The following is a 22266-nucleotide window of genomic DNA, read 5'->3' on the forward strand; positions in this document are numbered from 1 at the left end:
ATACAGGCGGCAAGCTTGGGCGCGGACTGTAGCGAAGTCAACGCGCCAGCGGAAGCGCCAGTCTTCGCGTCTGCGTGGTGAAGCCACCGTGAAAGTTCGCGTGGATTATCGTCGAGGAAAATCCATCGCCGTCCTCCGCAAATCCTTGGCAAAACGCGCCGGCCGGTCCCACGTCTGGTCCTGTCGAATTCGACCCGCTTCCACAACCCGCGGACAATGGACATGACCGGCTATCCCCACGTGACCAACGCCTTCCTGTTCGACCTGGACGGCACGCTGACCGACACGGTGTACCAGCATGTGCTGGCCTGGAAGGAGGCGCTGGACGAGGAGGGGATTGCCCTGTCGGTCTGGCGCATCCACCGCAAGATCGGCATGAGCGGCGGGCTGTTCACCAACATGTTGCTGCGCGAGACCGGCCTCGCCATCGACCAGGACCTGCTCGACCGGCTGCGCCATCGCCATACGCAGGCCTACAAGCGGCTGGCCGCCGGCGTCGTCCCGCTGCCCGGCGCCCGCGATCTGCTGGACACGCTGACGGAGTTGAACATCCCCTGGGCCATCGCGACCAGCGGCCGGATGGAGACGGCGCGGCCGGCGCTGGAAAAGCTGGGCGTCGATCCCGAACGCGCCGCGGTCATCACCCGCGACGAGGTCGAATATGCCAAGCCGGACCCCGACCTGTTCCTGGCCGCCGCCGCGCGCATCGGCGTCGACATTACCAGCGCCTTCGTGGTCGGCGACAGCATCTGGGACATGATCGCCGCCAAGCGGGCGCGTGCGCTCGGCATCGGCCTGCTGTCCGGCGGCTATGGCCGGGAGGAGCTTGAGCGCTCCGGCGCGTTGCGCGTCTACGAGGATCCGGCCGACATGCTGACACACCTGGACGAGGTGGGCGGTCGCCGCGGGCTGGCGCAGTAAAAGATCGTCCTGCATCAAGTAACCAGCCCGGTCCCTGTTTACAGAACGGATCGGAGCGCTGTGATCACCTTCCGCAGTCTGCATCATGCGCGGTCACAGCGCTATGATGCAGTGCAACATCATCATGAAGGACATGCGGGATCGGCGCGTTTCACAGCGGCGCGCCGGTGGCAGCATGGGTTTGCCGATGACGCCGACGCCGCTCCCCGACGCCCGATCATCGCAATTCCAGCCAAGGAGCCGTCGCATGTCCTCCCATCAGCCGTCCTCTCACAAGCCCGCCGCGCGCCACACGATCGCCCGCGCCCTTGTCGCTTCGGCCTTCGCGCTGGCCTCGCTGCTGTCGGTCGCCGCCGCTGCCGCCGTCTCCGCCCAGCCGGACCGCGCCGCGCCCGCAATCGAGATCGACAGCCAGTCCTTCCTGTTCAACTGATCGGCTCCGGACAAAAGAAGAGCCGCCGGTGATACCGGCGGCTCTGAAGTCCGAGAGGAACGTCCAACAAGTTGTGCCGGGTCAACCCACGGCGCATCCAGCGGTACGGGACTAATATACTAATATCTCATCCGTGTGGCAAGCAACTTCGTCCTTGCGGTTAGCTTTTTTGTCCAGCGGTCCGCCCGGCCGGTGTCATTCCCCATGCTCAACGGAAAACGCCCCCCGCGCAAGGCGGGAGGGCGTTCCGATTGCGCTGAAGGAATGCGTCAGTCGGCGCCGGCCGCGGCGTTCGGCATGGCGGCGGCGGGCTTGCCCCCCCGCTGACCCAGGACCAGGGCGATGATGGCGAAGGCGGCCAGATCGAACACGGTCAGGCAGGCGAACAGCGGCTCGTACCCGATGGTGGTGGCCAGCTGGCCGATGATCAGCGAGAAGATCATGCCGCCCATATAGCCGGCCATGCCGCCAAAACCGGTCGCCGTGGCGACGTCCTGCTTCTCGAAGGTGTCGGTGACCAGGGCATAGAGCAGGCTGGACAGCATCTGGTGGGCGAAGGCGCCGAGCGAGAACAGGAAGATGGCGGCGATCGGGCTGACGGTGAAGCTGATCAGGGCCGGGCCGACCATGCACACCGCACCCACGCCGACGCCGGCGATGCGGGAGTTGACCAGCGACATCTTGAAGCGCTTGACGAAGAAGGGCGACAGGTAACCGCTGAGGATGCAGCCGATGTCGCCGGCCAGGAACGGCAGCCAGGCGAACAGGGCGAACTGCTTGATGTCCATGCCGCGGGTGGAGACCATGTACAGCGGGATCCAGAAGCTGAAGGTCTGCCACGCCGGCTCGGTCAGGAAACGGGCGGCGGCGATGCTCCAGAACTTGCCCTTGCCCAGCACGCGCTTCACCGACGGCTTCGGCAGCTCGACATGCGCCTGGCCTTCCAGGATATAGTCGTGCTCTTCCTTGGTCAGGCGCGGATGGTTCTCCGGGTTGCGGTACAGCATGTACCACAGGGCCGACATGCCGACGCCCAGCAGACCGGTGACGATGAAGGCTTCCTGCCAGCCATAGGTCAGCGACAGCCAGATGACGAAGGGCGGGGCGACCATCGCGCCGATCGAGCTGCCGGTGTTGAACCAGCCGGTGGCGATGGAGCGCTCCTTGGCCGGGAACCACAGGGTGGAGGTCTTCACGCCCGACGGCATCGCCGCCGCTTCGCTGACGCCCAGCAGGCCGCGGAAGAAGGCCATCGATTGCCAGCTCCCGGCCAGTGCATGCGCGGCGGCGGCGGCGCCCCAGACGAAGGCGAACATCGCATAGCCGAGCTTCAGCCCGACCAGATCGGTGATGTAACCGGCGACCGGCTGCATCAGGCTGTAGCAAAGCTGGAAGGCGCTGACGATGAAGGAATACTGCTCGGTCGAGAAGTGGAGCTGTTCCTTCAGCGTCGGCGCCAGGATGCCCAGCGTGTTGCGGTCGATGTAGTTGACCACGGTGCCCAGCATCATCAGGGCAAGGATTTGCCACCGCAAACCACGGATCTTGTTCATGTTTTCCTCACATGCCTGCCACGGCAGGCGCCGGTGCGCACGTACAGGCCCTAAGGCGGCGATCCTCGGGCGGGGATGCCTTGCCGGCGGGTGTTCGGTGCCGGGCGACGGTGTCGCTTCCACTCCGTTTCAAGAGGGGCGGGAGCATCGCTGATAGAGTTATATTAATATATCAGTGTGCGCCGCAAGTGGTTTTCCGGGACCGCCGTCTGCCCTTGCGAAAATGTCGCAGGACGATGATGCGGTGCGCTGACTTCTTCGCAGTCGCAGCATAATCACGTCCTTACCGACGGACGCCATTTGCTGCAATGCAATGTAATTTCGGGTTGAAACGCCTGTTCTTCTGTTCGGATTTTTGGCCGAGAGCCGATCGCCCCGGCGCATCCGCATGTAGGAAGCCACAGCGCCCGGTCGTGATAAATGACTTGTATCAATAGTCTGCGCCCGCCTTTCGCCCCTCCCGGCGGTCGCTTTCACCCCATCGTTTGTCGGCAATCCCGCAGCAAAGCTCGGCATTCACCCAATGCTGCGCTGCGACAAATTGGAGCCTTCCTTGCAAAAGTAATATATCAGACGCTGGTGCAGCGCAGAACGGCGCCACCCGGAAATTCTGCGCGGAACTGACGAGTGTCAATGTGTCCGGCCCGCTCCGGATGGACCATTCCCCCTGGCCGACAGCCGTTTCCCGCCGGTTTTTGAAAACGCCTTCCCATTGTCGAAGACGCGGCCATGGAGACGACCGTCGCCAGCAGAGAGGACATTTCCGGCATGACCCAGAGCCCACCCTCCACGGCCTCCTCCCGGCCGGCAGCCGCCATCCGCATCATGGACGGCAACGAGGCGGCGGCCTCGGTGGCTTACCGCGCCAGCGACGTCATCGCGATCTATCCGATCACGCCCAGCTCGCCGATGGGAGAGTTCGCCGACGAATGGTCGGCGGCGCGTCGTCCCAACCTGTGGGGTGGCGTGCCCCAGGTGGTGGAGATGCAGTCGGAAGGCGGTGCCGCCGGTGCGGTCCACGGCGCGTTGCAGGCGGGCGCGCTGGCCACGACCTTCACCGCGTCGCAGGGCCTGCTGCTGATGATCCCCAACATGTACAAGATCGCCGGAGAGCTGACGCCCTTCTGCATGCATGTGGCGGCGCGCACCCTGGCGACTCACGCGCTGTCGATCTTCGGCGACCATTCCGACGTGATGGCCTGCCGGCAGACCGGCTTTGCCATGCTGGCCTCGGCCAATGTGCAGGAGGCGCAGGATCTGGCGCTGGTCGCCCATGCCGCCACCCTGCGGGCGCGCGTGCCCTTCCTGCATTTCTTCGACGGCTTCCGCACCTCGCATGAGTTCAACTGCGTCGAGCCTCTTGCCGACGGGGATCTGCGCGCCCTGATCGACGATGTTTGCGTCGACGCCCACCGCCGCCGCGGCCTGACGCCCGACCATCCCGTTGTCCGCGGCACCGCGCAGAATCCCGACGTCTTCTTCCAGGCCCGCGAGGCCGCCAACCCCTGGTACGAGGCCTGTCCGGCCATCGTGCAGGAGATGATGGACCGGCTCGCCGCCCGCACCGGCCGCGCCTACCGCTTATTCGACTATCACGGCCATCCGCAGGCGGAGCGGGTGGTGATCGTCATGGGGTCGGGGGCCGAGACCTGCAACGGTGCGGTCGATCGGCTGGTGGGGGAGGGCGAGCGGGTCGGCTGCCTGACCGTCCGCCTGTTCCGCCCCCTCTCGATTGCCGACTTCGTCTCCGCCCTGCCGCCGACGGTGCGCCGCATCGCCGTGCTCGACCGCACCAAGGAGCCGGGAGCGGTCGCCGACCCGCTTTATCTCGACGTGGTCGCCGCCCTGGCCGAGGCCCGCGCGGCCGATGCCTCCGCAGCCGATCCCATGGTCATTGCCGGCCGCTACGGCCTGTCCTCCAAGGAATTCACCCCCGCCATGGCGAAGGCGGTGTTCGACGAGTTGGGCCGCGACCGACCGAAGCGCCGCTTCACCATCGGCATCACCGACGACGTCACCCATCACTCGATCCCTTGGGACCCGGCTTGGGGCGTGGAGGAGCCGGGCGTGTCGCGCGCCGTCTTCTTCGGCCTCGGCGCCGACGGCACCGTGGGTGCCAACAAGAACTCGCTCAAGATCATCCAGTCCCGAACCGGCGGCCACGCCCAGGCCTATTTCGTCTATGACAGCCGCAAGTCCGGCTCGACCACCGTCTCGCATCTGCGCTTCTCCAAGGACCCGATCCGCGCCCCCTACCTGATCGGCCAAGCCCAGTTCGTCGCCTGCCACCATCTGCCGCTGATGGAACGGGTGGAGGTGGTGGAGATGGCCGCCCCCGGCGCCACCATCCTGCTGAACGCCCCCGGCACGCCTGAGCAGGTCTGGGACGCCCTGCCGGCCGAGGTGCAGCGCCTCTGCATAGACCGCAAGCTGTCGCTGCACGCCATCGACGCCGGTGCGGTGGCACGGGAGGTCGGGCTCGGCCGCCGCGTCAACACCATCATGCAGACCTGCTTCTTCAAGCTGTCCGGCGTGATGCCGGTCGAGGACGCCATCGCCGAGATCAAGGCGGCCATCGCCAAGACCTACGCCCGCCGCGGCGAGGAGGTGATGAAACGCAACGTCGCCGCCGTCGATCAGGCGCTGACCCATTTGTGCGCCGTTCCGGTGCCCGACCATATCACCGCCGACCACGACCGCCCGGCTCCCGTACCCGAAACGGCTCCCGATTTCGTCAAGCGCGTCACCGCCATGATGATCGCCGGCCATGGCGACCGGCTGCCGGTGTCGGCCTTCCCGGTGGACGGCACATGGCCGACCGGCACCTCCAAATATGAGCACCGCAACATCGCGGCGGAGGCGCCGGGCTGGAACGCCGACCTCTGCATCGAATGCAACAAGTGCGTGCTGGTCTGCCCGCATGCCGCCATCCGCGCCACCGTGGTGCCGGAATCGGCGCTGGCCGACGCGCCCGCCGGCTTCGAGACCATCCCCTACAAGGGCCGCGAATTCCCCGGCGGGCGTTATCGCCTGCAGACATCGCCCGCCGACTGCACCGGCTGCACGCTGTGCGTCGCCGTCTGTCCGGCGGAAGAGAAAGATGGCCCAGGAAACGAAAAGGGCGGCCGCAAGGCGCTGGAGATGCGGCCGGTCCAGGCGCTGGCCGGCCAGCAGGAGGCCTTCGACTTCTTCCGCAGCCTGCCCGCCATCCCGCGCGAGTCGGTGCCCGTCACCGTCAAGCACAGCCAGCTGCTGGAGCCGCTGTTCGAGTTCTCGGGCGCCTGCGCCGGCTGTGGCGAGACGCCTTACATCAAGATGCTGACCCAGCTGTTTGGCGACCGCATGGTGATGGCGAACGCCACCGGCTGTTCCTCGATCTATGGCGGCAATCTGCCGACCACGCCCTACACCACCGACGCCAGCGGCCACGGCCCGGCCTGGGCCAATTCTCTGTTCGAAGACAATGCGGAGTTCGGCCTCGGCCTGCGCGTCGCCATCGACGGCATGGCCGAACAGGCGCGCGACACGCTGGCCCTGCTGTCGGCCCAACTGGAACCCGGTCTGGTGACCGCGCTGCTGGAGGCCGACCAGTCCGACTCCGCCGGCATCGCCGCCCAGCGCACCCGCGTCGCCACCCTGATGGCGCAGCTCGCGCCGCTGAAGGACCCGCTGGCCCGTCGGCTGGAGCAGCTGGCCGACTATCTGGTCCGCAAATGCGTGTGGATCGTCGGCGGCGACGGCTGGGCCTACGACATCGGCTATGGCGGTCTCGACCACGCGCTGGCCTCGGGCCGCGACGTGAACATCCTGGTGATGGATACGGAGGTCTATTCCAACACCGGCGGCCAGCAGTCGAAGGCCACCCCGATCGGCGCCTCGGCCAAGTTCGCCACCGCAGGCCGGTCGGCGGCCAAGAAGGATCTGGGGCTGATGGCGATGGCCTACGACCATGTCTATGTCGCCCGCACTGCCTTCGGCGCCCGCGACAGCCACACGCTGAATGCCTTTATGGAGGCCGAATCCTACCACGGCCCGTCTCTGGTCCTCGCCTACAGCCATTGCGTCGCCCATGGCTACGAGCTGTCGCACGGGCTGGAGCACCAGAAGCTGGCGGTGGAAAGCGGTCACTGGCCGCTCTACCGCCGTGACCCGCGCCGGCTGGCCGACGGCAAGACCGCCCTGCAACTGGATAGCGGCGCCCCCTCCGCCGGCCTCGCCGCCTTCATGGCCGGCGAGTCCCGCTTCAGCGCGGTCGAGCGTGCCAACCCTGAGCGCTATCACGCGCTGCTGGACGAAGCCGAAGCGGAGATCCGCCGCAAGCGCCACCTGTTCGAGCATATGGCGGGGTTCAAGGAGTAGGGGAGGCGTTAGACCCCCACCCTAACCCTCCCCCGCTCTCAGCGGACCACCGGTCCGCCTGTCGCGTCAGCACAAAGCGGAGCTTTGTGCGGGAGCTGGGCGGGGGAGGGGATTAAGCGCTTGTTCGAAAAAGAAGCGGCAGTCCCTCCCCCGCCCAGCGGGGGAGGTTAGGTGGGGGTCTAACCCCGCACGAATCCCACTTCCCAACCACAATGCCGCACCCTTTTCCCCTTGCCCCACCCATTAATATATTAGTATATTTAACCCATCGCCCGTGCCTGCCGTCAACGCACCGGGCCCCGATCTTCAGCTCCTGTAAGGATGCCCAGTCATGCGTTCCCTGACCCGTGACCAGCTTGCCGGCGGCGCGTTCGACGTCGCTCACACCGGTGGCGCTCCGACCCTGCCCGTGACCATCCTCCAGGTCGGCGACGGCAATTTCCTGCGCGGCTTCGTCGATTGGATGGTCGATGTCGCCAACGGCCAGGGACTGACCAAAGCTGGCGTCGCCATCGCCCAGCCGCTCGACCAGGGCATCGCCCCGCTGCTGAAGGCGCAGGACAATCTCTACACCGTCCTGCTGCGCGGCATCGAGAATGGGCGCGAGGTCGAATCCCGCCGCGTCGTCTCCTGCGTGTCGGAAGCGCTGAACCCCTACGCCGACTGGGCGCGCATGGTCGAACTGGCCACGTCCCCGGCGCTGCGCTTCTTCGTCTCCAACACCACCGAGGCCGGCATCGCCGACCGCGAGGAGGCCTATGCCCCCGGCACCTGCCCGGACAGCTTCCCGGCCAAGGTCGCGGTCCTGCTGTACGCCCGCTACAAGGCGTTGGGCGGCACCGCCGACAGCGGTCTGGTCTTCCTGCCCTGCGAGCTGATCGAGGCCAACGGCGCCAACCTGAAGCGCATCGTCCTGGCCCACGCCAAGCGCTGGGGCCTGGAGGCCGGCTTTGCCGACTGGATCGAGACTCACAACCACTTCCTGAACACGCTGGTCGACCGCATCGTCCCCGGCTACCCCAAGGACGAGGCCGCCGCCCTCGGCGCCAAGTGGGGCTATGAAGACAAGCTGGCCGTCGCCGCCGAGCCGTTCCATGTCTGGGTGATCGAGGGTCCGGCCCATCTGGCCGAGGAGCTGCCGCTGCACAAGGCCGGCCTCAACGTGGTGTGGACCGACGACCTGCAGCCCTACCGCACCCGCAAGGTCCGCATCCTGAACGGCGCCCACACCGCCAGCGCGCTGGCCGCCTATTGCGCCGGTCTCGACACCGTCAAGTCGATGATGGACGACGCGACCGTCTCCGCTTACCTGAACAAGGTGATGTTCGAGGAGATCGTCCCCTACGTGCCCCTGCCGGAGGCGGAGCGCCAGGACTACGCCCGCACCATCATGGAGCGGTTCGGCAACCCCTATATCCGGCACGAGCTGATCTCGATCACGCTGAACTCGGTGTCGAAGTGGCAGGTGCGCGTCCTGCCCAGCCTGAAGGACGCGGTCACCCGCAACGGCTCGGCCCCGGCCGGCCTGTCCTTCTCGCTGGCGGCCCTGCTGCGCTTCTATCGCGGCACGCTGGCCGACGGCGCCTACACCGGCAGGCGCGAGGCCGGGTCCTACCTGATCAGCGACAATGCCGAGGTGATCGCCGCCATGAGCGCCGCCTGGGCCGCCAACGCCGGTGATGCCAAGGCGCTGGTCGCCGCCATCCTGTCCGACGCCCGCCTGTGGAAGGAGGACCTGACCGCCATCCCCGGCCTTGCCGCGCGGGTGGCCGACAGCCTCGCCGCCATCGAGGCGAAGGGCATGAAGGCCGCCATGGCCGAGTTGGTTGCCGGCTGATCCGGCCGCCATTTTATGAAGCGGGGCGTGTCCGATGGGATGCGCCCCGCTGGGCATGACATCAATGACACCCCTTCTGACCCGGCGGATCGCCGAACTGGAACTCGATGCGGCGGTGCTGCGCCATCGCCTGCTGCATATCCCGCTCGCGCTGCAAGAGGATTGCGGACTGCAGGCTTGCCATAGGATCATCGGTCGCGAAGCGCTGACCCTGTTCCGGGCCGTCCGGCAGGAGACGCGCGACGATGACGACGAATGCGACCGTGCGCTCTGCCGGATCGAGGCCGCCTATCAGCTCGTTCACGACGCGATCGAGGCCCTTGCCGTCCTTGCGCTCGCCGATCCGCCGACGCGGCACTGACCGGCCGCCCCCTGATGGGCAAGGCCACCTGATGCGTGAGGAAGACCGACGATGCAGACGACCGAAACCAGGAAGCGGACGCGCCGCGGCACCCAGCGGGTGACGATGACCGACGTGGCCGCCGCCGCCGACGTGTCGCCCAGCACCGTCTCGCTCTATCTCCGCCGGCCGGAATCGGTGTCGCGCCACCTCGCCGAACGCATCGCGCGGGTGATCGACGAGATGGGCTATGTGCCCAATCTGGTCGCCGGCAGCCTCGCCGCGGCGCGCAGCCGCACCGTCGGCGTCATCCTGCCGTCGATCCTGAACTCCTTCTTCGCCGAGACCTACAACACGCTCCAGGGCATGTTCCAGGCGGCGCATTACCAGACCCTGCTGGGCGTCAGCGAATTCAGCCCGGAGGAGGAGGAAAGCCTGATCCGCGCCTTCCTCGCCTGGTCGCCGGCGGCGATGGTGGTGACCGGCTTCCACCACACCGAGCGGACCCGCGCCATGCTGGCCTCCTGCGGCGTGCCGGTGGTGGAGATGTGGGACATGCCGGGGCACCCCGGCGAGGCTGTCAACATCAGCGTCGGCTTCTCGCATTTCGAGGTCGGCCGCATGCAGACCAGCCACCTCTACGACCAGGGCAGCCGCAAGGTCGCCTATATCGGCGCCGCCGCCAGCCAGGACCTGCGCGTGCGCAGCCGCACCGACGGTTACGAGGCGGAGGTGATGCGCCGCGGCCTGCACGATCCCATCGACTTCACCGTTCCCGATGCGGCGACGACGGAGGTCGGCCGCTGGCTGATCGACGAGATCCTGACCCGCCATCCCGACATCGACGGCGTGGTCTGCTCCAACGACGCTCTGGCGCTGGGCGTGCTGTTCGAGGTCACCCGCCGCGACCTGCGCGTGCCCGACGATCTGGCGGTGGTGGGCTTCGGCGATCTGCCCTTCAGCAACTCCTGCCCGCCGCCGCTGACCACCGTCCGTCCGCCCCAGCGCGAGATCGGCCGTCTCAGCGCCACCCAGATCCTGGCGGCCTTGAACGGCACCCGCGTCACGGCGAAGCACCACAACCTGGACTGCGAACTGGTGATCCGCGGCAGCACCCGGCCGGTCGCGAAGCGGTAGCTTCCGCGTCTTGCCGTTTCCCGATTGCAAGGCATACCCTCAAATTCGGTTATGGCTTTCGGCGTATCTCTGCCGAGCCGTTCACTGGATGGGACAGGGATCATGCAGGCGCAAGGATTGGACGGACCCGGAGGATTCCGGAACTTCATCAGGCGTTTGCCCCGGCTGATGCCGGGCTTGGCGCTACTGCTGGCCCTTGCGGTTCCGCTGTCCGAAGCTGGCGCCGCCAAGCCCGATCGCCTGCAACGGCTGCTCGACCGCTTCCTCGCCGACGAGGAACTGGATGGCGGCATCCTGCTGGTGTCGGGTCCAGACGGGCGGCGGGTGGTGGTGTCCGGCATCGCCGACCGCAAGGGAGAGCGGCCGGTGACGGAGGACACCCGCTTCTACGTCGCCTCCGTCGGCAAGATGGCGACCGCCGCTGCCGTGCTGCAACAGGTGGAGGAGGGCCTGCTCTCGCTCGACCAGCCGGTGCGGGGATTGGCCCCCGACCTGCCGCTGGACAAGCTGGCCAACGCCAACCGGGCGCGTCTGGTCCATCTGCTCGACCACAGCTCGGGCATTCCCGACTACATCACCGACGCCTATCAGGAGGATGAGGCGGCCAAGCCGGAAAAGCTGCCGCGCAACGGCGCTCTGCTCGCCTATGCGGCGGGGGAGAAGGCGACCGGGCCGGTCGGCGGGCATTACGAGTATTCCAACAGCAACTATGTCCTGCTCGGCCACATCGCATCGCTGCGCGACGGCGTTCCCTTCGCGCAGGTTTTGCGGAACCGGGTGCTGGAACAGGCCGGGATGGCTTCGACCAGTGTGGGCGCCGATCCGCGCGACCGCAGCCTTGCCCACGGCTATACCGAGGAAGGCGACGTCAGCCGCCGGTCCTGGGTGGCGACCACCGGCGACGGGCCGCTGGTCACCACCGTCGGCGATCTGGAACGCTTCGTCTTCGCCCTGTTCCGCGACAACCGGCTGCTGGGGGCGGCGACTGTCCGGCGCATGCTGACCCCGTCGGAGAACGAGGAAGGGCAGGGGCTTGGCGTCGCGCTGTGGAAGGACCGCTGGGGACGCGGCGTCGGCCATGACGGGCGTTACGACGGGTTCGAGGCCGATGTCCGCTATTACCCTGGCCGCCGCACCGCGCTGATCTTCCTGACGAACGGCAACCAGCAGAGCGACGGCGCCCTGCTGGATGCGGTGGCGGAGGAGGTATTCAGCCCCTGAGCAGAAAGGCAGTGTGCAAACAGGCGGTGACCGGCCAGCCGCGCACCGGCACACGCAACAGCGACATGATGTCTCGATAATCGACGCTGTGCGTGCTCTGTTGACGGAATTTATTATCGTTAGGATAATAAGTTTCTATAAACACAACTCATAAAGAAGGGTTGGCAGGCTCATGGTGCTCGGACTGCATTCTTCCCGCCGCAACTTCCTTGTCGGGGCCGGCCGTTTCGCAGGCGCGGCGGCCGCGGTTCGGCTTATGCCCGGTTCCGCCTTCGCGGCGGAGGGGGGCGGGGCCTACTGTCCGCCGCCTTCGGCCTGGACGGATCTGGCGAAAGCGGTGAAGGGAGGGGCGGTGCTGCGGCCGGAGGATCCCTTCTTCGCCGATATCTGCCGCCCGAACAACCTGCGCTATGGCGCCACCCTGCCGGCCGGCATCGCGCGTTGCGCGAACCCGCTGGACGTCCAGGCCTGCATCAAGTGGGTGAAGGAGCAGGCCATGCCCTTCGCCGTCCGCTCCGGCGGCCACAGCTACGCCGGCTTCTCCACCACGCCCGGCCTGCTGATCGACATGTCGCTGATGACGGGGGCCGAACTGCTGCCGGGCAAGGACGGGCTGGTCACGGTCCAGGGCGGCACGCTCAACTCCGCCGTCTACAAACAGATGGAGCGGCTGGGCCGCACCATCACCCACGGGCGCTGCGATTCGGTCGGCGCCGCCGGCTTCCTGCTGGGCGGCGGCATCGGCTTCAACATGCGCAAGTTCGGCATGGCGTCCGACCTGCTGCGGGCGACCGAACTGGTGACGGCGGACGGCAGCCATGTGAAGGCCGATTCCGCCACCGAGTCCGCCCTCTATTGGGCCTGCCGTGGTGGTGCCGGCGGCAATTTCGGCATCAACACCTCCTTCACCCTGGAAACCCGCCCGGCGGAGGCGGTCACCGTCTTCAATCTGGTCTGGACCCAGAACCTGCCGAAGGTCCTGAAGCTCCTGCTCACCGAACTGGCCAGCGCGCCCGACGATTTCGGCAGCAAGATCAGCGTCACCATTCCCAGCCGCCAGGAACGCTGCGACAAGGTGCCGGTCAGCATCTCCGTCCTCGGCCAGCTGCACAAATCGAACCTGACGCTGAAGGACATCTTCAAATCCACCTGGGAGATGATCGACAAGTCGAAGTCGGTGGTGAAGGAGGATGTGCCCTACTGGACGGCACAGGACTTCCTGGTGGAGACGACCTTCCCGTACTACTACCAGGAAAAATCCAGCTACATGAAGGCGGCGGACATCGGCGACGAGGCGATTGCCGCGATGTTCGACTGGGCGGCGAAGATGCCCGCCACCTCGATGCCGGTGGCCTTCAAATTCTTCCAGGTCGGCGGCGCCATCAACCGCGTCGGCCCGACCGACACCGCTTATGTCCACCGCGGCTATGACTGGCTGTTCTCGGTCGAGGCCAACTGGTGGCGGCCGACGGATTCGGCCCTGCTGATCGAGCAGGCGCTGGAGTGGCAGCAGCGCTTCTACGACGACGTCAACCGCCGCACCAAGGCGCAGGGCGCCTTCCAGAACTTCCCCGATCCGTCTCTGGCCGATTGGCAGCGGGCCTACTACGGCGAGAACCTCACCAAGCTGGCCCAGGTGAAGAAGGCGGTCGATCCGGCCATGCTCTTCACCTTCGCCCAGGCGATCCGCCCGGCGTAATCACGGCAGGACGGCTGCGGGTTCAGTCCGCCCGCAGCCCCCGCGCCTGGAACTGCCCCCGCACCCGCTCCACCAGCTCGTGCGAGGGCGGTTCGGTGTCGGTCAGCATGTATTTGCGCCCCAATGCCTTCCATTTATGCTCGCCCATCTTGTGGAAGGGCAGCACGTCGACCCGGTCGACCACGCCCAGCCCGGCGACGAACTCCGCCAGTCCGTCGATCTCGGCCGCGTCGTCGGTCAGGTTGGGGACCAGCACATAGCGCAGCCAGATGCGCTTGTTCATCCCGGCCAGCCGTTCGGCGAACTCCAGCGTCGGGCGCAGCGGAACGCCGGTCAGGTGGCGATAGGTCTTTTCGGAAAACGCCTTGATGTCGAGAAGGACGAGGTCGACGTCCTCCAGCAGATGATCGTCGGCATGGTTGCCGAGGAAGCCGGAGGTGTCGAGCGCGGTGTGCATGCCCAGCGCCTTCGCCCCGCGCAGGATGGCGGCGGCGAACTCCGGCTGCACCAGCGGCTCGCCGCCGCTCAGCGTCAGGCCGCCATGGGCTCGCTTCAGGAATTCGGCATAGAGAGCGATGTCGTCGAGGACTTCGGTCGAGGTCGTCCGCGTCCCGTCATGCATGTGCTGGGTGTCGGGGTTGTGGCAGTACAGGCAGCGCAGCGGACAGCCGGACATGAACAGCACATAGCGGATCCCCGGCCCATCCACCGTGCCGCCGGTCTCGACCGAATGAACCCAGCCGGAAACGGAGCCGGGGCGGGCTTGGGGGAGGGTGGGAGGCTGTGTCATGGGAGCTTGCTCTTTAAAAAAATCGGACCGCCTCGCCCTCTCTCCCCGGGGGAGAGGGAGGGGACCCACGCCGAAGGCGTGGGGAGGGTGAGGGGGCCGGCGCGCTTAGCGCGCCGCCGAGGGGCATACTGCCCCTTGGCAATCCCCTGGCACAGGCTGGAGCCTGTGCTGCCCCCTCACCCTAACCCTCTCCCCAGGGGGGAGAGGGGATTTTACAAGGGTGAGTTGGTCGCTCCTCAATGCTTGTCGTGGAACGTCCGGCTGATCACGTCGAGCTGCTGCTCGCGCGTCAGCTTGATGAAGTTCACCGCGTAACCGGACACCCGGATGGTCAGCTGCGGATACAGCTCCGGATGGTCCATGGCATGCAGCAGCGTTTCACGGTCGAAGACGTTGACGTTGATGTGGTGGCCACCCTGGTGGGCATAGCCGTCCAGCATGCCGACCAGATTGCTCACCCGCTCGTCCTCGGTGCGGCCCAACGCACCCGGGACGATGGTGAAGGTGTAGCTGATGCCGTCCTGCGCGTGCGAATAGGGCAGCTTCGCCACGCTGGCCATCGACGCGATGGCGCCCTTCCTGTCCCGCCCGTGCATCGGGTTGGCACCCGGCGCGAAGGGTTGGCCGGCCTTGCGGCCGTCCGGCGTGTTGCCGGTCTTCTTGCCGTAGACCACGTTGGAGGTGATCGTCAGCACCGACTGCGTCGGCATGGCGTTCCGGTAGGCCTTCTGCTTGCGCAGCGCCGTCATGAAGCGCTCGACCGCCCACACCGCGATGTCGTCGACCCGGGCGTCGTTGTTGCCGAAGGCCGGATAGTCGCCCTCGATCTCGAAGTCGGTGGCGAGGCCGCTGGCGTCGCGGATGACCTTCACCTTGGCAAACTTGATCGCCGACAGGCTGTCCGCCACCACGCTCAGGCCGGCGATGCCGCAGGCCATGGTGCGCAGGATGTCGCGGTCATGCAGGGCCATCTCCATCCGCTCGTACATGTACTTGTCATGCATGTAGTGGATGGCGTTCAGCGCGTTCATGTAGACCTTGGCCAGCCACTCCATCATCGGCTCGAAGCGGGCCATGACCTCGTCATAGTCCAGCACGTCGCCGGTGATGGGCGCGAAGGCCGGGCCGATCTGCTCGCCCGAAACCTCGTCCTTGCCGCCGTTGATTGCGTACAGCAGCGTCTTGGCCAGATTGGCGCGGGCGCCGAAGAACTGCATCTGCTTGCCGATGCGCATCGCCGACACGCAGCAGGCGATGCCGTAATCGTCGCCCCAATAGCCGCGCATCAGGTCGTCGTTCTCGTACTGGACCGAGCAGGTCTTGATCGAGGTGTCGGCGCAGAAGCGCTTGAAGCCGTCCGGCAGTTGTTCCGACCACAGGACCGTCAGGTTCGGTTCCGGCGCCGGACCCAGATTGTGCAGGGTCTGCAGCATGCGGAAGTTGGTCTTGGTGACCAGCGTCCGGCCGTCCAGCCCCATGCCGCCCAGGCATTCCGTGACCCAGGTCGGGTCGCCCGAGAACAGCTGGTCGTATTCCGGCGTGCGCAGGAAGCGGACCATGCGCAGCTTCATCACGAAATGGTCGATCATCTCCTGGGCTTCCGCCTCGGTGATGACGCCGTCGCGCAGGTCGCGCTCGATGTAGATGTCGAGGAAGCTGGACACCCGGCCCAGCGACATCGCCGCGCCGTTGGCTTCCTTCACCGCGGCCAGATAGGCCAGATAGGTCCACTGCACCGCTTCCCGCGCCGTCGCGGCCGGACGCTTGACGTCGAAGCCGTAGGAGGCGGCCATTTCGACCAGCTCCTTCAGCGCGCGGATCTGCTCGGAGATTTCCTCGCGCAGGCGCAGCACGTCCTCGTCGATGCGGCTGACCTCCAGCGAGGCGAGCTGGGCCTTCTTGTCCTTGATGAGGAAATCGGCGCCGTAGAGAGCGAGCCGGCGATAGTCGCCGATGATGCGGCCGCGGCCATAGGCGTCGGGCAGGCCAGTGATGACGCCGGACTTGCGGCAGCGCAGCATCTCGGGCGTGTACACGTCGAACACGCCGTCATTGTGCGTCTTGCGCAGGGCCGGGAAGATCTCTTCCAGCTTCGGCGACGGGGTGAAGCCGTAGGCTTCCAGGCCCGTCTTGACCATGCGCCAGCCGCCGAATGGCATGATCGCGCGCTTCAGCGGCTTTTCGGTCTGCAGGCCGACGATGACCTCCAGTTCCGGGTCGATGTAGCCGGCGGCGTGCGAGGTGATGGAGGCGAAGACTTCGGTGTCGGCGTCCAGTACGCCGCCCTTGGCGGCGCGTTCCTGCTTCAGCAGGTCGGTGACCTTGGCGAACAGCGCGGTGGTGCGGGCGGTGGGACCGGCGACGAAGCCCGCGTCGCCTTCATAAGGGCACAGGTTGCGCTGGATGAAATCGCGGACGTCGACCGAGCGGCGCCAGACGCCCGGGGCGAAACCGCGCCAGGGGTCGGCGGCGGACTGCTGCTCCGTTGTCTGGGCAAGTCCGTCCATCAGCAGGGTGTCCATGATGACTCCTCAGAGATTCAGACGTCGGCGCGGATCATAGGCCGTGTCGGCAGTCTCGTGGTGCCCGCGAACCGCGCGGGACGATTGGAAGCATAGGCGCGATGGGCGCCGGATTCGTTGATACACGTCATATTTTCAGAGCGGGCGGTGGACGGCAGATGCCATGGTTGGATGCCGTGATTTGCGCCCGCTCTGTAGTTTTACTACATACCCCCGGACGGGCTTTCGGACAAGGCGAACCGGCTCGACATTTTGTCGCAGGGCCAAGTCTGGCAGCTTGGAAAGGCTTGGAAAGGACGCTTCGGCCGGGTGATGGAATCGGTCGTTCGCAGCGCTGTATATGTAGCTTTGCTACATGTGCTAGGCTGACCCACAATCAGAAGGGAGAGCCCCCAGAATGCTGGCGAGAATCGCCGCCGTCCGCGACCAGATCCGGCCATCGGAACGCAAGCTGGCCGACTATGCGATGGCCCATCCGGGCGACGTCATCAACCTGTCGATGGCCGAACTCGCCGACCGGGTCGGGGTGAGCGAGCCGACGGTGGCGCGTTTCTGCGCGGCTCTCGGCTGCCGCGGCTTTCGCGAATTCAAGATCAAGCTGGCGCAGGACATCGCCGGCGGCATGCCCTTCCTGCACCAGGACCTGTCGGCGGGCGGGGAGTTGAATGCCGAGGGCGGGGTGCCGGGAGCGGTGCTGGCCGGCAAGCTGTTCGACCGCACCATCGCCACGCTGATGCAGGTGCGCAACAATCTGCCGGCCGACGCGGTGGACCGCGCCGCCGATGTTCTGGCCCCCGCCAGACGGATCGAATTCTACGGTTCCGGCAATTCCGGCACGGTGGCGGAGGATATCCAGCGCAAGTTCTTCCGGCTGGGCATGCCGACGGTCGCCTACACCGACTCCCACGTTTATTTCGCCTCCGCCCTGACGCTGGCGAAGGGCGACGCGGTGGTCGCGGTGTCCAGCACCGGCCGCACCCGTGACATCCTCGATGCCGTGCGGAACGCCCGCAAGGCCGGCGCCGACGTGGTGGCGCTGACCCGCTCCGGCTCGCCGCTGGCGGAGATGGCGACGGTCAGCCTCGTCGCCGACATCGCCGACGATTTCGACATCCATTCGCCGATGACCGTCCGCATCGCCCATCTGGTGCTGGGCGACATCCTGTCGATCGCCGTGGCGTTGCGCATGGGCGACACGTTGCAGGAGCGGCTGAAGCGCCACGACCGCGCCGTTGACGCCCATGTATCGGAGACCGTGTCGGCGCGGGCCGGCGATAGTTAAGACAGGTCAGAGGTTCGCATGGAGGGGCCGCAGGCCGCGTCCCTTTCAACAAATGCGCCAAAAAGGAACGAAATCCTATAAAATCCGGCCTTCTCATCCGCATGCGGAGGCCGGTCAGATGGAACAGCATCAGGCATCATGTTTCACCATGTTCCATCTACCCGACGCCCTTCCTTTCGGAAGGACGGGGCGCTGCGACATGGAACGACAGCCGGGATCCTGTTCCACGCTGTTCCATCCGCCCGGCCCTCCACCCAATCGGGCGGCGGGTTCACCGGCTTCCCGGCAGCGTCGCCCCGCCGCGGGCATAGACCTGGATCGGCCGGCAATCCTCGTCCAGCGTGACAACCAGGGAGCCGGGCTGGTCCTTCAGATAGACCCAGGCGTCCCAGCGGACGATCGCGTCGCGGAACTCGTCGCGGTAGAGGCCGTAGCTCAGGCCGCGGATGTCCCCGGCCGGAACATGCATCCCCGTCAGCACCGCCGCAGTCTGCGGGTTGCACTCTCCCGCGGAGTAGCGCTCCAGCGCGCTCAGCACCGCCGGGTCGGGCTGCGCCACCGGCGGGGGCGAGATGACGGAGGCGCAGGCCGAGACCAGAAGGGTCAGCGCACCGGCCGCGCCGGCGGCGGCAATCTTCGGCATGGTCATGGAGGACACCACGGGTTCTTCTCGTCTTTCCGGAAATATGGGCGCGGGTCGCTGCGGCGTCGACTGCACGTTCGGCAGGCCTCCTGCGTCATGTTCGCCGACCTGCCGTCGTCGCGCCGCGCCGCCCTTGCCTCCCGCCCGCCTTTGGCGCAAGAGGTGACGGGAGAAAGTCCCTGCACCGTTCACGCTGCGGAGCCCCGATCGCCATGAGCACAGATCAGATCACCACCGCCTTCACCCCGACCTGCGACCTGTTCGACCGTTTCAAGGACGATGCCCGCTACGTCCTGCCGGGCTTCCGCGACTTCGGCGCCGTCACCCGCTTCACCGGCGAGGTCGTCACCGTGAAGTGCCTGGAGGACAATTCCCGCGTCAAGGAACTGCTGGCCACCCCCGGCGCCGGCCGCGTCCTGGTGGTCGACGGCGCCGGCAGCCTGCGCTGCGCCCTGATGGGCGACATGATCGCCGCGTCCGCCGTCAAGAACGGCTGGGCCGGGGTGGTGATCTGGGGCTGCGTCCGCGACGTGGCCGAACTGGCGACCCTGCCGCTCGGCATCAAGGCGCTGGCGTCGATCCCGCGCGCCTCCACCCGCCGCGACCAGGGGCTGGTCGATGTGCCGGTCGAACTGCCGGGCGCGGCGATCCGGCCCGGCGATATCCTGTTCGCCGACGAGGACGGCATCGTCCTGCTGACGCCGCAGCAGGCCGCCGCGCTGAAGTAAAGCGGGGCTGGCGAAGTGGTCATACCAAGCGCCGGTAATACCAGTGCAAAAGGAATGGCTGCTTCATCCTGCCCGCTTCACATAAGCGGGGCGCCCCCTTGCACTTTCATTTAAGCGGGCATATAAACCCGACCTGAGTTCAAGCGGGCCGTCTCACGGTTCCCATCCAAGGGCCGGCCTTTCATTTATGAGGAACCCTGCCGTGCTCGAAGCCTATCGCCAGCACGCGGCCGAACGCGCCGCCCTCGGAATCCCGGCCCTGCCCCTGACCGCGAAGCAGACGTCGGAGCTGATCGACCTGCTGAAGGCCCCGCCGGCGGGCGAGGAGGCCTTCCTCCTCGACCTCATCACCCACCGCGTTCCGGCCGGCGTCGATGACGCCGCCCGCGTCAAGGCCGGCTTCCTGGCCGCCGTCGCCAAGGGCAACGACAGCTCGCCGCTGATCTCCAAGGTCAAGGCCACCGAACTGCTGGGCACCATGCTCGGCGGCTTCAACGTCCAGCCGCTGATCGACCTGCTGTCGGACGCCGAATGCGGCGCCGCCGCCGCGGAAGGCCTGAAGAAGACCCTGCTGGTCTTCGACTTCTTCCATGACGTCAAGGAACTGGCCGACAAGGGCAACGCCAACGCCAAGGCGGTGCTGCAGTCCTGGGCCGATGCCGAGTGGTTCACCTCGCGTCCGGAAGTCCCGGCGTCGATGACGCTGACCGTCTTCAAGGTGTCGGGCGAGACCAACACCGACGACCTGTCGCCGGCCCCGGATGCCTGGAGCCGTCCGGACATCCCGCTGCACGCGCTGGCGATGCTGAAGAACCCGCGTCCGGGCATCGAGGCCGACGAGCCGGGCCAGCGCGGCCCGACCAAGCAGCTGGAAGCGCTGAAGCAGAAGGGCAACCTGATCGCCTATGTCGGCGACGTGGTCGGCACCGGCTCCTCGCGCAAGTCCGCCACCAACTCGGTGCTGTGGTTCACCGGCGAGGACATCCCGTTCGTCCCGAACAAGCGTTTCGGCGGCGTTTGCCTCGGCACCAAGATCGCCCCGATCTTCTACAACACGATGGAAGACGCCGGCGCGCTGCCCATCGAGTTGGACGTCAACAAGATGGAGATGGGCGACGTCATCGAGCTGCGCCCCTATGAAGGCAAGGCCCTGAAGAACGGCGAGGTCATCGCCGAGTTCACCGTGAAGTCCGAGGTGATCTTCGACGAGGTGCGTGCCGGCGGCCGCATCCCGCTGATCATCGGCCGCGGCCTGACCGCCCGCGCCCGCGAGGCGCTGGGTCTGGCTCCCTCGACCCTGTTCCGCCAGTCCGCCGCCCCGGCCGACACCGGAAAGGGCTTCACGCTGGCCCAGAAGATGGTCGGCCGCGCCTGTGGCTTGGCCGAAGGCAAGGGCGTCCGTCCGGGCACCTATTGCGAACCGAAGATGACCACGGTCGGGTCGCAGGACACCACCGGCCCGATGACCCGCGACGAGTTGAAGGACCTGGCCTGCCTGGGCTTCTCGGCCGACCTCGTGATGCAGTCCTTCTGCCACACCGCCGCTTATCCGAAGCTGGTGGACGTGAAGATGCACCATGAGCTGCCGGACTTCATCTCCACCCGCGGCGGCGTCGCGCTGCGTCCGGGCGACGGCGTCATCCACTCCTGGCTGAACCGCCTGCTGCTGCCGGACACCGTCGGCACCGGCGGCGACAGCCACACCCGCTTCCCGATCGGCATCAGCTTCCCGGCCGGCTCCGGTCTGGTCGCCTTCGCCGCCGCCACCGGCGTCATGCCGCTGGACATGCCAGAATCGGTCCTGGTCCGCTTCAAGGGCACGATGCAGCCGGGCGTCACCCTGCGTGACCTCGTCAACGCCATCCCGCTCTACGCGATCAAGGCCGGTCTGCTGACGGTCGAGAAGAAGGGCAAGAAGAACATCTTCTCCGGCCGCATCCTGGAGATCGAGGGTCTGCCGGAGTTGAAGGTCGAGCAGGCATTCGAGCTGTCCGATGCCTCCGCTGAGCGGTCGGCGGCGGGCTGCACCGTGCAGCTCAGCAAAGAGCCGATCATCGAGTACATGACCTCCAACATCACGCTGATGAAGTGGATGATCGCCAACGGGTACGCCGATGCGCGCACCCTGGAGCGCCGCATCAAGGCGATGGAGGCTTGGATCGCCGATCCGCAGCTGCTGAAGCCCGATGCCGACGCCGAGTATGCCGCGGTGATCGAGATCGATCTGGCCGACATCAAGGAGCCGATCCTGGCCTGCCCGAACGATCCGGACGACGTGAAGACGCTGTCCGAGGTCGCCGGCGACAAGATCGACGAGGTGTTCATCGGCTCCTGCATGACCAACATCGGCCACTTCCGCGCCGCCGGTAAGATCCTGAACGGCAAGTCGGACATCCCGACCCGCCTGTGGATCGCCCCGCCGACGAAGATGGACGCGATGATGCTGACCGAAGAAGGCTACTACGCCACCCTCGGCAAGGCCGGCGCCCGCATGGAGATGCCGGGCTGCTCGCTGTGCATGGGCAACCAGGCGCAGGTCCGCAAGGGTTCGACCGCCATCTCGACCTCGACCCGCAACTTCCCAAACCGTCTGGGTATTGACACCCGCGTCTACCTGTCGTCGGCCGAACTGGCCGCCGTCGCGGCGCTGCTGGGCAAGATCCCGACCACCGAGGAGTATCTGGCCCAGGTCGGCGTGGTGAACCAGGCCGCCGCCGACATCTACCGCTACATGAACTTCGACCAGATCCCGGCTTTCCAGGAAGTCGCGGACAAGGTCGCCGTTCCGGCCTGATAGCAGG

15 protein-coding genes are annotated in these 22266 nt (G+C 66.7%); 11 read left to right on the forward strand and 4 right to left on the reverse strand.

From position 1 onward, the window contains the following. Positions 1-222 precede the first annotated feature (222 nt). A complete protein-coding gene (locus ACCD06_RS05435) occupies positions 223-921 on the forward strand; it encodes an HAD family hydrolase (RefSeq protein WP_109074667.1) in 699 nt (232 codons plus the stop codon). A gap of 247 nt (positions 922-1168) precedes the next feature. Continuing rightward, positions 1169-1354 carry a hypothetical protein gene (locus ACCD06_RS05440; RefSeq protein ID WP_109074668.1) on the forward strand — a complete coding sequence of 62 codons (186 nt, stop codon included), beginning with the start codon at positions 1169-1171 and terminating at the stop codon, positions 1352-1354. Between the two features lie 269 nt (positions 1355-1623). On the opposite strand, the gene ACCD06_RS05445 is transcribed toward ACCD06_RS05440, so the two are convergent. Continuing rightward, on the reverse strand, positions 1624-2907 hold the full coding sequence (locus ACCD06_RS05445; RefSeq protein ID WP_413339337.1) for an MFS transporter: 1284 nt from the start codon (positions 2905-2907) through the stop codon (positions 1624-1626). 825 nt (positions 2908-3732) lie between these two features. On the opposite strand from ACCD06_RS05445, the gene nifJ reads away from it, so the two are divergent. The 6 genes from nifJ to ACCD06_RS05475 all read left to right on the forward strand — a co-directional run bounded on the left by nifJ (position 3733) and on the right by ACCD06_RS05475 (position 13500). After that, entirely contained in the window at positions 3733-7266 is a 3534-nt protein-coding gene (gene nifJ, locus ACCD06_RS05450; RefSeq protein ID WP_413339422.1) for a pyruvate:ferredoxin (flavodoxin) oxidoreductase, read from the forward strand. Positions 7267-7597: 331 nt separating this feature from the next. Continuing rightward, positions 7598-9103 (forward strand): tagaturonate reductase, encoded by a 1506-nt coding sequence (locus tag ACCD06_RS05455; RefSeq protein WP_413339339.1) that lies wholly within the window; start codon positions 7598-7600, stop codon positions 9101-9103. A gap of 64 nt (positions 9104-9167) precedes the next feature. Beyond that, entirely contained in the window at positions 9168-9464 is a 297-nt protein-coding gene (locus ACCD06_RS05460) for a hypothetical protein (RefSeq protein WP_109074673.1), read from the forward strand. A gap of 51 nt (positions 9465-9515) precedes the next feature. After that, positions 9516-10580 (forward strand): LacI family DNA-binding transcriptional regulator, encoded by a 1065-nt coding sequence (locus ACCD06_RS05465; protein ID WP_109074674.1) that lies wholly within the window; start codon positions 9516-9518, stop codon positions 10578-10580. A 177-nt stretch (positions 10581-10757) separates the two neighbouring features. After that, positions 10758-11801 carry a serine hydrolase domain-containing protein gene (locus ACCD06_RS05470; RefSeq protein WP_413339341.1) on the forward strand — a complete coding sequence of 348 codons (1044 nt, stop codon included), beginning with the start codon at positions 10758-10760 and terminating at the stop codon, positions 11799-11801. Between the two features lie 256 nt (positions 11802-12057). After that, positions 12058-13500, forward strand: coding sequence for an FAD-binding oxidoreductase (locus ACCD06_RS05475; RefSeq protein ID WP_413339343.1), 1443 nt, complete (start codon positions 12058-12060; stop codon positions 13498-13500). A 22-nt stretch (positions 13501-13522) separates the two neighbouring features. On the opposite strand, the gene pflA is transcribed toward ACCD06_RS05475, so the two are convergent. Further along, positions 13523-14290 (reverse strand): pyruvate formate-lyase-activating protein, encoded by a 768-nt coding sequence (gene pflA, locus ACCD06_RS05480; RefSeq protein ID WP_413339345.1) that lies wholly within the window; start codon positions 14288-14290, stop codon positions 13523-13525. 236 nt (positions 14291-14526) lie between these two features. After that, positions 14527-16797 (reverse strand): formate C-acetyltransferase, encoded by a 2271-nt coding sequence (gene pflB / locus ACCD06_RS05485; RefSeq protein ID WP_413339424.1) that lies wholly within the window; start codon positions 16795-16797, stop codon positions 14527-14529. Positions 16798-17209: 412 nt separating this feature from the next. Here pflB and ACCD06_RS05490 point away from each other — a divergent pair, with 412 nt between their 5' ends. Continuing rightward, positions 17210-18094: a MurR/RpiR family transcriptional regulator gene (locus ACCD06_RS05490; RefSeq protein ID WP_413339347.1), complete on the forward strand. Its 885-nt coding sequence runs from the start codon at positions 17210-17212 to the stop codon at positions 18092-18094. Between the two features lie 271 nt (positions 18095-18365). On the opposite strand, the gene ACCD06_RS05495 is transcribed toward ACCD06_RS05490, so the two are convergent. Then, a complete protein-coding gene (locus ACCD06_RS05495) occupies positions 18366-18743 on the reverse strand; it encodes a hypothetical protein (protein WP_109074679.1) in 378 nt (125 codons plus the stop codon). A gap of 206 nt (positions 18744-18949) precedes the next feature. Here ACCD06_RS05495 and rraA point away from each other — a divergent pair, with 206 nt between their 5' ends. Together rraA and acnB are read left to right on the forward strand one after the other, a co-directional pair. Continuing rightward, the gene (gene rraA / locus ACCD06_RS05500) at positions 18950-19465 is read left to right on the forward strand and encodes a ribonuclease E activity regulator RraA (RefSeq protein WP_413339350.1); all 516 of its coding nucleotides are present in this window, start codon (positions 18950-18952) and stop codon (positions 19463-19465) included. A gap of 202 nt (positions 19466-19667) precedes the next feature. Beyond that, a complete protein-coding gene (gene acnB / locus ACCD06_RS05505) occupies positions 19668-22259 on the forward strand; it encodes a bifunctional aconitate hydratase 2/2-methylisocitrate dehydratase (RefSeq protein WP_136703202.1) in 2592 nt (863 codons plus the stop codon). Positions 22260-22266 lie beyond the last annotated feature (7 nt).

The organism is Azospirillum sp. CT11-132 (assembly GCF_047302835.1).
GTDB lineage: Bacteria > Pseudomonadota > Alphaproteobacteria > Azospirillales > Azospirillaceae > Azospirillum.